This is a genomic window from Cryobacterium sp. TMB3-10 (genome assembly GCF_004402305.1).
GTDB lineage: Bacteria > Actinomycetota > Actinomycetes > Actinomycetales > Microbacteriaceae > Cryobacterium > Cryobacterium zongtaii.
This window is the reverse complement of sequence record NZ_SOGH01000031.1, coordinates 17,154-28,958: the sequence shown is the minus strand read 5'-3', so window position 1 is coordinate 28,958 and position 11,805 is coordinate 17,154. Positions and strand designations below refer to the sequence as shown.

The 11,805-nt window shown below is 68.1% G+C and carries 11 protein-coding genes; 5 read left to right on the top strand and 6 right to left on the bottom strand.

Annotation, left to right across the window (positions count from 1 at the left end):
• Positions 1–7: 7 nt before the first annotated feature.
• The 3 genes from E3T22_RS16105 to rfbB are packed head-to-tail and all read right to left on the bottom strand — an operon-like array spanning position 8 to position 3,001.
• On the bottom strand, positions 8–1,153 hold the full coding sequence (locus E3T22_RS16105) for a glycosyltransferase family 1 protein (RefSeq protein ID WP_088455268.1): 1,146 nt from the start codon (positions 1,151–1,153) through the stop codon (positions 8–10).
• A complete protein-coding gene (gene rfbD, locus E3T22_RS16100) occupies positions 1,150–2,004 on the bottom strand; it encodes a dTDP-4-dehydrorhamnose reductase (RefSeq protein ID WP_088455269.1) in 855 nt (284 codons plus the stop codon). Before rfbD ends, E3T22_RS16105 begins: the two co-directional genes overlap by 4 nt.
• A 10-nt stretch (positions 2,005–2,014) precedes the next feature.
• Positions 2,015–3,001 (bottom strand): dTDP-glucose 4,6-dehydratase, encoded by a 987-nt coding sequence (rfbB, locus tag E3T22_RS16095; protein ID WP_088455270.1) that lies wholly within the window; start codon positions 2,999–3,001, stop codon positions 2,015–2,017.
• A 76-nt stretch (positions 3,002–3,077) separates the two neighbouring features.
• Here rfbB and E3T22_RS16090 point away from each other — a divergent pair, with 76 nt between their 5' ends.
• Together E3T22_RS16090 and rfbA are read left to right on the top strand one after the other, a co-directional pair.
• Positions 3,078–3,686: a dTDP-4-dehydrorhamnose 3,5-epimerase family protein gene (locus tag E3T22_RS16090; RefSeq protein ID WP_088455271.1), complete on the top strand. Its 609-nt coding sequence runs from the start codon at positions 3,078–3,080 to the stop codon at positions 3,684–3,686.
• Between the two features lie 3 nt (positions 3,687–3,689).
• Positions 3,690–4,556 (top strand): glucose-1-phosphate thymidylyltransferase RfbA, encoded by an 867-nt coding sequence (gene rfbA, locus E3T22_RS16085; protein WP_088455272.1) that lies wholly within the window; start codon positions 3,690–3,692, stop codon positions 4,554–4,556.
• A 90-nt stretch (positions 4,557–4,646) separates the two neighbouring features.
• On the opposite strand, the gene E3T22_RS16080 is transcribed toward rfbA, so the two are convergent.
• Genes E3T22_RS16080 through E3T22_RS16070 form a run of 3 tightly spaced genes read right to left on the bottom strand, consistent with a single transcriptional unit; the run spans position 4,647 to position 7,556 of the window.
• Positions 4,647–5,615 (bottom strand): NAD-dependent epimerase/dehydratase family protein, encoded by a 969-nt coding sequence (locus tag E3T22_RS16080; RefSeq protein WP_134409459.1) that lies wholly within the window; start codon positions 5,613–5,615, stop codon positions 4,647–4,649.
• Entirely contained in the window at positions 5,612–6,628 is a 1,017-nt protein-coding gene (locus tag E3T22_RS16075) for a glycosyltransferase (RefSeq protein ID WP_240632372.1), read from the bottom strand. The genes E3T22_RS16080 and E3T22_RS16075 overlap by 4 nt, the downstream gene beginning before the upstream one ends.
• 40 nt (positions 6,629–6,668) lie before the next feature.
• Positions 6,669–7,556, bottom strand: a complete 888-nt coding sequence (locus E3T22_RS16070; protein ID WP_134481231.1) for a glycosyltransferase family A protein — start codon at positions 7,554–7,556, stop codon at positions 6,669–6,671.
• Positions 7,557–7,755: 199 nt separating this feature from the next.
• Between E3T22_RS16070 and E3T22_RS16065 the strand changes: the two genes are divergently transcribed.
• Genes E3T22_RS16065 through E3T22_RS16055 form a run of 3 tightly spaced genes read left to right on the top strand, consistent with a single transcriptional unit; the run spans position 7,756 to position 11,803 of the window.
• A complete protein-coding gene (locus tag E3T22_RS16065; protein ID WP_134481232.1) occupies positions 7,756–9,993 on the top strand; it encodes a hypothetical protein in 2,238 nt (745 codons plus the stop codon).
• Positions 9,990–10,961, top strand: coding sequence for a glycosyltransferase (locus tag E3T22_RS16060; RefSeq protein ID WP_088455276.1), 972 nt, complete (start codon positions 9,990–9,992; stop codon positions 10,959–10,961). Before E3T22_RS16065 ends, E3T22_RS16060 begins: the two co-directional genes overlap by 4 nt.
• Entirely contained in the window at positions 10,958–11,803 is an 846-nt protein-coding gene (locus E3T22_RS16055) for a glycosyltransferase (protein WP_088455277.1), read from the top strand. The genes E3T22_RS16060 and E3T22_RS16055 overlap by 4 nt, the downstream gene beginning before the upstream one ends.
• The last annotated feature ends 2 nt before the right edge of the window (positions 11,804–11,805 follow it).

The following is an 11,805-nucleotide window of genomic DNA, read 5'->3' as shown; positions in this document are numbered from 1 at the left end:
GATGGGCTCAGAGGTCGGCGTGCAACTGCCAGACGCGTTCGGCGGTGTCCCGCCAGCTGAACGCCCTGGCCCTGTCGCCGCCGAAGATGCGCAACCTGTCGGCGAGGGCGGTGTCGCCAAGCACCCGGTCCAGGGCGGCGGCGAGCCGATCGGGGTAGCCGGCCGGGTCGTCACGCTCCACCACGAAGCCCGCATCGCCGGCGGCCTCGACCAGGGCCGGCGCATCCGAGTGGATCACCGGGGTGCCGAAGTGGAAAGCCTGGATGATCGGCAGGCCGAAGCCCTCCTCGAGGCTGGGGTAGACGAAGACCGACGCCCGCGAGATCACCAGGGCGAGCTGCTGGTCGGTCAGGCCGTCCAGCGCGCGCACCCGGTCGGGAGCGAGGCCGGCTTCGTCGGCCACCGACGCGAGAGTCAGCTCACCCCAGGAATCCGGTCCGACAACAAGCAGCGGCAGCTCCGCGGCGCCCGGACGGCCCAGGGCCGTGATGAGGGCGGTCACGGCGCGGCGCGGTTCCAGGGTGCCGGCGGTGAGGATGTACTCGTCGGGCAGCCCCAGGGCCACGGCCATGGCTTCGGCGGCGGCGGAATTCGTCGGCAGCACCAGGCCGCTGCTGACGGCCCCGCCGATCACCCGCACCCTGTCGCCGAAGTCCATGATCTCGCCGAGCTGGTCGGCGAGGGCGTGGCTGGGCACCACGATGGCGTCGGCGTGCTTGCGGGCGCGTTTGAGCATCAGCTTGGTTCGGGAGACGGTGGTCGGGGTCAACGACTCCGGATGCGTCCAGGCGAGCACGTCGTGCACCGTCACGGCGACCTGGGTCTCGTCCCTGACCCTGTCGTGCCGGTGCAGCGGAGCAAACAGGCCGGGGGCGTGCACGAGGCCGCGGCCGGCCGAGGTCGCCACACCGAGCTGCCAGGCCGCGGCGAGTTCGCGGCGCGCCAGTGCCATCTTGTGCAGGCCCGCCAGGCCGGGCAGGGCGTCGGTGATCTGGTCGTAGTGCTCCGCCGAGGTGGCCGAGACGATGCCTTCGACCGCACAGTCGGTTGGCGCCGTGGCGATCAGCGACCGGGTGAGTTCCTCGGTGTACCGGCCGAGCCCGCCGGGAACGGGCGAGACCATCTGGTCGACGATGACCCGGAGGGTGATCATGACGGGGTGAAAGCGCCGTGGGTCGAGGCGTCCTCGAGGGCCTCGGTCCAGGGCCGCATCGGGGCCAGGCCGGCAGCGGACCAGGCGTCGTGCCCGAGTACCGAGTACGACGGTCGTGGTGCCGGACGCACGAACGTGCGGCCGTCGGTGGGTAGCACCCGGTCAGGGTCCAGGCCCGCGTTGGCGAACACGGCCCTGGCGAACCCGAACCAGTTCGTCTGCCCGGCGTTGGTGCCGTGGTAGATGCCGGCTGGCGCGTCGGCGTCGAGCATCGCCACGATCTGGCGGGCCAGGTCGACGGTCCAGGTGGGTTGGCCGAACTGGTCGGCGACGACGGAGACGGTGTCCCGGCCCGCGGCGAGGGTGAGCATGGTGCGGCCGAAGTTGGGGCCGTGTGCGCCATAGAGCCACGCTGTGCGCACGATGTAGCTGCCGGCGGGATTCTCGGTGAGCACGAACTGTTCACCGGCGGCCTTGGTGCGGCCGTACGCGTTGAGCGGGTCGATCGCGGTGTCTTCGGGGTACGGCGTGCTGCCGGTGCCGTCGAAGACGTAGTCGGTGGAGATCTGCACGAGCTTCGCACCGCTGGCGGCGGCCGCGATCGCGAGGTTGCGCGGGCCGATGGCGTTCACCGCATACGCGGCGGCCTCGTTCTCCTCCGCCGCGTCCACCGCGGTGTACGCGGCGGCGTTGATGATCACGTCGTGGCCGGTGACGGCCTTCTGAACGGCGGCGAGGTCGGTGATGTCCAGCTCGCTGCGGTCCACGGCCGTGACATCACGGTCGGAGAGGGCGTCCTGCAGGTCGCGGCCGAGCATCCCGGCCGCGCCGGCGATCAGATAACGGGTCATGTCAGCAGGCTCAGCTCAACGCCGCGCGGGCCTTGAGGGGTTCCCACCAGGAGCGGTTGTCGCGGTACCACTGCACCACGTCGGCCAGGCCCTTCTCGAAGGGCACCTCGGGGGAGTAGCCGAGTTCGGCCTGGATCTTGGAGATGTCCACGGAGTAGCGCAGGTCGTGGCCGAGACGGTCGGCGACCCGGTCCACGTAGGACCAGTCCTTGCCGGTGGCGTCCAGCAGCAGCTGAGTGAGCTCGACGTTGGTCAGCTCGGTACCGCCGCCGATGTTGTAGATCTCGCCGGCGCGGCCGGAGACCAGCACCATCGCGATGGCGCGGGTGTGGTCGTCCACGTGCAGCCAGTCACGGATGTTGTTGCCCTCGCCGTAGAGGGGAACGTGCAGGTCGTCGATGAGGTTGGTCACGAACAGCGGGATGACCTTCTCGGGGAAGTGGTACGGGCCGTAGTTGTTCGAGCACCGGGTGATCGACACGTTCAGGCCGTGGGTGCGGTGGTAGCTGCGGGCGAGCAGGTCGCTGCCGGCCTTCGACGCGGAGTACGGCGAGTTGGGCTCGAGGGCGCGCTCCTCGTTCCAGGAGCCTTCGGCGATGGAGCCGTAGACCTCGTCGGTGGACACGTGCACGAACCTGGGCAGGTTGTTGCGCAGTGCCGCGTCGAGCAGCTGTTGGGTGCCGAGCACGTTGGTCTCGACGAAGATCGAGGCGTCCCGCACGGAGCGGTCCACGTGGGATTCCGCGGCGAAGTGCACCACGGCGTCGAGGCCCGGGAACAGGGTGTCCAGCAGAGCGCCGTCGCGGATGTCGCCCTCGACGAAGGTGTAGCGGTCGGAATCGGCCACGGGGGCCAGGTTCTCCAGGTTGCCGGAGTAGGTGAGGGCGTCCAGGACGACGACTTCGGCGCCTTCCAGGCCCGGGTAAGCGTCCTGCAGGGTGCGACGAACAAAGTTCGAGCCGATGAACCCGGCTCCGCCGGTGACGAGGATCTTCATATATATACGTGACCATTCCGTTTGCGTAAAGGTGCCTCCGCGATTCTACTGGACACGCCTTGCTAGGCTGGCAAACGTGCAGATTCGTGAACTCTCCGTCCCCGATTCCTACGAGGTGACCCCCAAGCAGTTCGGGGACGACCGGGGAGTCTTCCTCGAGTGGTACCGCTTCGACAAGTTGTCCGAGGCGGTCGGGCACCCGCTGGACCTGCGTCAGGCCAACACCAGCATGTCCAGCCGCGGCGTCGTGCGCGGCATCCACTTCGCAGACATCCCGCCGGGCCAGGCCAAGTACGTCACCGCCACGCACGGTGCGATCATCGACTTCATCGTCGACATCCGGGTCGGTTCGCCCACCTTCGGCCAGTGGGACTCCGTACTGCTGGACGACGTCGACCGTAAGGCCGTCTACATCTCCGAGGGCCTCGGCCACGCTTTCGTCGCCCTGACCGACAAGGCCACCGTGAGCTACCTGGTCTCCTCCACCTACACCGCCGGCGCCGAGCACGGGATCAACCCGCTCGATGACGAGGTCGGCCTGATCTTCCCGTCCTCGGCCGGAGAGCTGCTGCTCTCCCCGAAAGACACCGACGCACCCAGCCTCGCCGAGGCCGCCGCGAGCGGACTGCTGCCCACCTGGGACGCCGCCCGCGCCTACTACCAGTCGCTCAACGAACGGAACTAGACCATGCGCGGAATCATTCTCGCCGGAGGCTCAGGAACCCGCCTCTGGCCGATCACCAAGGGCATCTCCAAACAGTTGATGCCCATCTACGACAAGCCGATGATCTACTACCCCCTCTCGACGCTGATGATGGCCGGTATCCGCGAGGTGCTCATCATCACCACCCCCGAGTACAACGACCAGTTCAAGGCCCTCCTCGGCGACGGCAGCGAGCTCGGCCTCCGCCTCGAATACGCCGTGCAGCCCTCCCCGGACGGCCTCGCGCAGGCGTTCACCATCGGTGAGGACTTCATCGGCGATGACAGCGTCGCCCTGGTGCTGGGCGACAACATCTTCCACGGCGCCGGCCTGGGCTCGGCGCTCCGCAACAACGCCGACATCGACGGCGCCCTGATCTTCGCGTACCACGTGTCCAACCCCACCTCCTATGGAGTCGTGGAGTTCGACGACGACTTCACCGCCGTGTCGATCGAAGAGAAGCCGACCAAGCCCAAGAGCAACTACGCCGTGCCCGGACTGTACTTCTACGACAACTCCGTCGTCGAGATCGCCAAGTCCATCGAACCCAGCGCCCGCGGCGAGCTGGAGATCTCCACCGTCAACGAGCGCTACCTCAACCAGGGCAACCTGCACGTGCAGGTCCTGGACCGCGGCACCGCCTGGCTGGACACCGGCACCTTCGAATCGATGATGCAGGCCTCCGAATACGTGCGCGTCATCGAAGACCGCCAGGGCCACAAGATCGGCTGCATCGAAGAGATCGCCTGGCGCGCCGGCTGGATCGACGACGCCCAGCTGAGCCGTCTCGCCGCCCCGCTCGCCAAGAGCGGTTACGGCGTCTACCTGAACGGGCTGCTCAAGACCGACTAACAGCCGGCCGAATCACGGCTAAAGGCCCCATGGATGAGTTCCATGGGGCCTTTTGCGGCATCTGGACGACGGCGCCGCCTGGGCGGGGTGTCAGCCGCCGGACTGGATGTGGGCGAGCACGTCGTCCATGGTGGCCTTGATCCCCGCGGGCAGACTGGTCAGCTGCCGCCGGTCCAGGTCGGGCCACACCGTCGAGGTGATACGCAGATCCAGGCCCTGCATCGAGGCCTCGGCCGAGTAGCCCAGCATCACGTTCGGCTGGCCCTTGGCGAGGCTGCGGATCTGGCCGAGCAGGTTGCTGATCGTCACGGCCTGACCCGAGGCGAGGTTCTTGATCACCTCGGTGCGTCCGGTGGCGGCGGTGACCTCGAGCAGCCTGGCGACGCAGTCCACGACGAGTTCGGCGCAGTCACGCACGAAAATGTAGTCCCGCATGGTCTCCAGCGGCACGAAGATCGACGCCGGCTTGGGTGAGAACTGGGCCTTGGCCAGGTGCGAGATCAGGCCCTGCATCTTGCCCAGCTTCTGGCCGGGCCCGTACAGGTTCGCGATCCGGCCGGCGAGCACCGAGACCCCGCTGGCCCGGGAGAAGGCGAACAGGCTCGCCTCGGCGTCGAGCTTGAACCGTCCGTAGCCCGAGATCGGCACCGGTGCGCTGTTTTCGTTGAACGGCGGATGCGCCGAACCGCCGTACACTCCGCCGGCCGAGGACGCGTAGAACACGGCGCCGGCGCCGGAGGTGCCCTGGTGGGCGGCGGCGGTACCGACAGCGTCCAGCACCAGGCGCAGCTGACGCAGTTCCCGATCGATCGCAGCCGGGGGTGTGGAGGTGACGGCGTTTCCGGCCAGCCAGAGCACCGCCCAGTTCGTGCGCTCGGTTGCGGCGGTCTCGAGCAGCCGGGCGGCGGTCGCCGCGGCGGCGGCCGCCAGGGCGTCGTCATCGGCCCACGGCAGCGGTTCTGCGTTCAGCAGCACCCAGCCGGGGCGACGGCTGATCGCGGCAGCCGTGGCGCCGCCGAGGAGGCCGCGGGCCCCGATCACCCAGACGTAGGTGGTCACTTGGCCGCTTTGCGCGTCCGCCCGAGAGGCCCATCCGCCGGGTCGGTCGTGATGAGGTACGGCGGCTTGCCCATGGCCATGTTCACGTTGATGCCGATGTACTCCGCGATGATGCCCAGGGAGAACAGGATGAACCCCGCGCTCAGCAGCACCAGGACGCTCAGCGACGCCCAGCCCTGGATGGCGATGTCGCCGGCGAGGCGCTGGATGAAGATGACGACAGCGAAGATCACACCGATCACGGCAAAGATGACGCCGAGGCCGCTGACGATCCGCAGCCCCCTCGTGCCGGTGGTGAGGATCATGCGCCAGAAGTGCGAGAACAGTCGTCGGGCCGAATAGCCGGAGCTGCGTTCACCTTCCTCGCGCAGTTCGACCGGGGAGGTCGTGACGCGGGAGGCGACCCAGCCGATGGCGACGTCGAGGTAGACCCCGGAGCCGGCGTAGGCGGCGACGCTGCGCCCGATGTTGCCCAGCATCAGCCGGTAGCTCTGGTAGTCAGCGGCCGCGCCGGTGCCGGACAGCTTGGTGAGCAGGTATTTCGCGGTCTTCGAGGCGGCGTTGCGCACGGGGCCGTGCGGGGCCGGGTTGGTCGGCTTGGCGTAGACGACGCTGGCCTGCTCGCGCATGGCGGTGTCGAGCATCCCGCCGATGGCGCGGGGGTCGTGCTGGCCGTCCTCGTCGAGGGTGACGATCCAGTCGCCGCCGGAGGACGCCATGCCGGCGAGGGTCGCCGCGTGCTGGCCGAAGTTCTTGCTCAGCCAGATGCCGCGGGCGAACGGGAACCTGTCGGTGATGGTGCGGATGATCGACGCCGAGTCGTCCGGACCGTGGTCGAAGACCAGCAGGACCTCTTCGACCTGGAAGCTGTAGCCATCAGGGGTGATGCTCAGCCGGGTGAGCGGTTCGATCTCCTCGAGAACGCCGGTGAGGGTACGTTCTCCCTGATAGACGGGGATGACGATCGAGATGCTGTGGTCGGCGACGTCGGGTTCTGCAGAGGGGAGTGTCACGGGTTCAGAACCTATCACACGGGCCGTTTCGTCGGCCGGGTCAGTTGGCTGCGGCATCCGTCGTCACCGCCTTGGACATGCGACGGCCGAGCCAGATGTAGGCGAGCCGGCGCACCTGGGCCATCACCCTGGCGCGGGTGTTGCCGATCCGCCGGTCGGTGCTGGACACGACGTCGGGGCGAGTCTTGGCCATCCAGTTGTGGAAGCCGATAGCCTGCTCGGCCTGCTCGGCGACCAGGCGCACGCTCCACTGGCTGTCGGAGATGCGGAAGCCGGCCAGGCTGCCGGGTACGCCGACGAACTTTCCCTCGAGCAGGACCATCGAATAAGAGGTCTCGTCGATCAGGTACGGCCAGCGCGAATCCCACCAGCCCACCTTCTCCAGAACGCTCCGGCGCATCATCACGCAGCCGGGTTCGCCGAAGATGTTGGTGCCCTGGGTGATGGTCTTCCGCACGGCGACGGCGCCGTCGTGCACACCGATCAGGCCGGCCAGGCCACGGTTCTTCAGCACCGGTACGCCGTTGGCGTCGACGATGTCACGCGGGGAGGCGGTCAGCACGGCGCCGGGCTCGTTCATGAGCGCGGCAACCTGCTGGGCGACGATGGTGGGGTAGAGCAGGTCGTCGCCGCAGACGAGTTTGATCAGCTCGCCGGTGGCCGCCTGGCTCACTCGGTTCCAGTTGCGCAGCGCCCCGCCGCCACCCTCGGTGTGCAGCAGGGTGACGCGCGGGTCGGCGCTGTAACGCTGCATGACGGCCCAGGTGTCGTCGATGGACGCGTGGTCGGAGACGATCACCTCGAGGTTGGTATACGTCTGGCCGAGCACGCTCTTCATGGTCTCGTCGAGGTAGTCCGCGTTGTTGTAGGCGGGGATGACGATCGAGACGAGAGGCTGATCATCAGGGAACGTCGCATCGTGTGTCATAAGTTAAGTGTGACTCGCATCCTTCGTAGTGCTGAGCCTTCACGATACCGGGTGGTCCTGAGCGACCTCTGTCCCCGCGCGGGGCGACCCTAAGCGAGAATGGGGAGGCGGTTCGCTCAGAGCGGGCCGGCAATCACCCCTGCGGGCGCGCACAGTGACGACCGTCACATCCTGATCAGGGCGAGAAAAGGGCAAACTGTTGCTGAAGTCGAGATTCGTATGGCCCGCCATTGTGGTCGTCGCCGTACTGGTCGGGGCTGCCCTGCCGTTGCTGGTCAACCGCGGCTACTACTTCATCGACGACACCCAGTCGGGTGCCTTCGGGCAGTGGTACGAGATCGGCACCCGCATTCTCGAGGGCAACTGGTCGCTGATCAACCCCCTGGTCTGGCAGTCCGGCAACTATCTCGCCGAGGGCGCGTGGGGGATCTTCAGCCCGGTCCTCTGGCTGATCGGCATCTGGTCGCACTGGGCGGGCAACGCCCTGATCTTCTCCACTGTCGTCAAGGTCCTCTGCCTGGTCGCGGGTTCGCTGGGCGCGTACCTGCTGGCCCGCACCTTCCAAGCCGGCCGCGGCTGGGCGGCGGCCGTCGCCGTCGCGCTGCCGTTCACGGGCGTGACCTTCTACCTGGATGCGACCACCTGGGTCAACGGTCTGCTGGCCTGGAGCATGTGGGCTCTGGCCTGGGCGCTGACTCGGCGGGCCGTGTTCTCGGCCAAGTCGCCCACCCTGGCGTTGCTGGCCTGCATCGGCACCGTCGGTATCGGCTACGTGCACGCCACCATCTTCCTGGCCGTGGCCCTGGCGGCCACGATTGCCGAGGCGTTCATCGCCCGGCACCGGGCATCCATCGTGCGCGCCTTCCTGATCGCCACCGGCGCCGGACTGTTCGCCGTCATCGTGCACCTGCCGGGGCTCCTGACCGCGGGAACGTCCGGGCGCACCAAGGGCGTCGTGAACACCGGGCTCCTGACGGTGGACTTGAGCGGCCTGGTGGCGGCGAACACGCCCGTCGGGATTCCGCAGGTCGGCTTCTTCGGTGCCTTCTTCCCGTCGGCGCCGCTGGTCTATATAAGTTGGATGCTCCCGCTGTTCGCGTTCGTCGCGTGGAAGCGGTTGATGCCGGTGCTGGCCACCCGGCTGAGCGTGGTGATCTTCTTCGGCGTCGCGCTGATCGGTGTGCTGCTGCCCAGCGACGTCGGGCCGCTCCGCATTCCGTTGCGGATGATGCCGTACCTGGCGATCGCGGTGCTCCTGATCCTGGCTATCGGGCTGTCTCTGGCCAGGGTCGAGGTGATCTCCCGCCGGCGCTTCCTGGCCGCCTGCGCGTACACCCTTTTCGGCGCCATGCTGACGGTGTTCCAGGGTCCGCAGTACGCCGGGGTGGTGGCCCTGGCCACCGTCGCTGTTCTTGTCGTGCTCTGGGTGTTCTACCGGATCACCTCTCCCGGCGGGCTGCCGGGACTCTCCGCACCGTTGCGGGACCGGGCGCGCGCCTCACGCGTCTGGCTTCTCCCAGCCCTGGCGGTGATCGTGACCCTCGGCGTGATCTACCCCCAGCACATCGTGCACACCAGTGGTCCGCTGCTGAACTACCAGGTGCCGAGCTCGGTTCAGAGCTATCGGGACCTGCTCACCGACGCCGAGGGAGATGTCCTCGTGGTCGGCGGACCGCAGAACGGTGCGATCCAGCCGGGCGACTGGGCTGAAACCACGGTGGCCAACCTCTGGTACATCCCGGAGGCCCCCGTGCAGAACGCCTACACCTCGGTCTTCTACCCCGGCTACGGCGATGCGCTCTGCATGGCTTACCAGGGTGTCACCTGCGCGGACCTGCTACCGAAGCTGTTCACGGCGGGCATCGACACCGGCCAGAATCTCGTCGACGACCTGGGTGTCAGCTCGGTCCTGATCGTGAAGAGCTCGGTTCCGGAAGAACTCTGGGCCGAGACGCCCGACGGCTGGCACGTGGCCCAGGACACCGAACTGACCCGGCTGATCGTGCGGGACACCCCGGTGCCTGGCGCCGGCAGTGTCGTCTGGAGCTCTGACGACACCGAGGTGACGGTGCTCCACGAGGACGACATGGGGGTCTCCTTCCGTGTCGACGCCGTCGGCGAAGACGGCGGCCAGGTCGCCCTGAGCCGGATTTCGTGGCCGGGCTACGAGGTCGACGGTGGAAAGGTGTCGGACGAACTCGTCAATGGCTTCCTGATGGGCATCGACATTCCCGCCGATGCCGCCGGCGATGTCGTGACGGTGTCCTTCCGGGCACCGGGCTGGCCGGTCCAGATCCTCTCCGGCGTTCTGCTGGTTGTGCTCCTGCTCGGCTGGGGAGTGTTCAGGCTGTGGGGACGAGACCGGGCGGGCTCACAGCGGGCGCGACCGAACTGGGTCAGGGAACTCCGCGAACCACTGAAAGTTGAGAAGTCATGACGAAGACGCCTGCCGAGAAGGTCGTGGTCGTGGTCGTGGCCTTCAACCGTCGCGACCTGCTCCTGGAAAGCCTGGCCGCACTGGCCGGTCAAACCCGCCGGCCCGATGAGGTCCTGGTGATCGACAACGCCTCCACCGACGGCACTGCAGAGGCCGTCCGCTCGGCGCACCCCGAGGTGACCCTGGTGGTGCTCGACCGGAACACCGGCGGGGCCGGCGGCTTCACCGCCGGCCTGGCGGAGGCCGTCGGGCCGCTCGGCGCGGACCTGGTCTGGTTGATGGACGACGACACCGTGCCCACCGAGACCGCACTCGCGGAGCTCCTGACGGCGCGCGCGCACGCTCCGGCGTCCACCAGGATCCTCGCGTCGACAGTGCACTGGACCGACGGCCGGGAACACCCGATGAACATGCCACGGGCACGGCCGTTCGCCGCGCGCCGATCCCTGGAGCGCGCCCGCGAGTTCGACTGCTACCCGGTTCGGTCGGCGTCGTTCGTGTCGGTCATGATCGACGCGCGCGCGGTCGCCGAGCACGGTCTGCCGGTAGCCGGGTACTTCCTCTGGAACGATGACTTCGAGTACACCGCCCGGATCCTGCGCGGGTCGACGGGATACCTCAGCCGACGCAGCATCGTGGTGCACAAGACCAAGGTCTTCGGCTCGACGAACATCGACCCCGGGCCCCGGTTCCGGCTGGAGGTGCGCAACAAGTTGTGGCTGCTGCGCCTCTCGCCGGCACTGTCCCCCTTCGAGCGGGTGCTCTACGCCGGAGCGACGGCCCGCAGTTGGATCAGTACTTTCGTGCATTCCGCAGACCGGGCCACGCTCCGGCACGGCCTCCGGGAGGGCCTGCGTGAAGGCCTCACCACCCGACCGGCCACGAACGCCCAGGTGCTGGCCGGGTTCGGCCGGGTGAGCGAGTCCGTCCAGGCGGCGGAGGCCGGTCCGGCCAGGGCCTCGTCGTGACGAGCCCCGGACTGCCCTTCTCCCTGCTGCTGCCCGTCTACCTGGGGGACCGACCCGAGTACTTCACCCGGGCGTTCTCCAGCGCCGTCACCGACCAGACCCGTCGCCCGACCGAGGTGGTTCTGGTACGGGACGGCCCGATCAGCCCGGCACTGGCCGAGGCCATCAGCACGGCCATCGACGCCTCCCCGGTGGAGGTTCGCCGGGTCGACCTGGACGTCAACGTGGGTCTGGCCGTCGCGCTGACCCGCGGGCTGGCCGCCTGCCGGTTCGACGTGGTCGCCCGAATGGATGCCGACGACATCTCGCTGCCGGAACGATTCGCCCGGCAGCTGCCCGCCATCGAAGCGGGCTGCGACCTGGTCGGAACGGGCATGCTCGAATTCAACGAGCTCGACAAGATCCTCGGCCGCCGGGTTCCGCCGGTCGGGCAGGCCGAAATCAGCCGTCAGGCCAGATTCCGCGACCCGTTCAACCACCCCACCGTGGTGTATCGCAAGTCGGCGGTCGAGGCCTCAGGCGGCTACCGCCATCTTCCGCTGATGGAGGACTACTGGTTGTTCGCGCGAATGATCATGGCCGGCGCCACCGTGCGCAACCTGCCCGAACCGCTGGTCATGTACAGGGTCGACTCCGGTGCATACAACCGGCGAGGTGGCCTGTCCCTGTTCCGCAGCGAGCTGGCCCTGCAGCGCCGACTACTGGCGGACGGGTTCGTCACGCCCGGCCAGTTCCTCCGCAACGTGATCGTGCGCGGCGGGTATCGCTTCGTTCCGGTCGTCATCCGACGAGCCGTGTATCGCCGAATGGCCGTGAGCAAGCACACAGACACGCCCCAGTAGGA

Bases quoted from the DNA above. Each gene is read 5' to 3' on its own strand.
- E3T22_RS16105 (WP_088455268.1), bottom strand. From the start codon at position 1,153: ATGATCACCCTCCGGGTCATCGTCGACCAGATGGTCTCGCCCGTTCCC.
- rfbD (WP_088455269.1), bottom strand. From the start codon at position 2,004: ATGACCCGTTATCTGATCGCCGGCGCGGCCGGGATGCTCGGCCGCGAC.
- rfbB (WP_088455270.1), bottom strand. From the start codon at position 3,001: ATGAAGATCCTCGTCACCGGCGGAGCCGGGTTCATCGGCTCGAACTTT.
- rfbA (WP_088455272.1), top strand. From the start codon at position 3,690: ATGCGCGGAATCATTCTCGCCGGAGGCTCAGGAACCCGCCTCTGGCCG.
- E3T22_RS16070 (WP_134481231.1), bottom strand. From the start codon at position 7,556: ATGACACACGATGCGACGTTCCCTGATGATCAGCCTCTCGTCTCGATC.
- E3T22_RS16060 (WP_088455276.1), top strand. From the start codon at position 9,990: ATGACGAAGACGCCTGCCGAGAAGGTCGTGGTCGTGGTCGTGGCCTTC.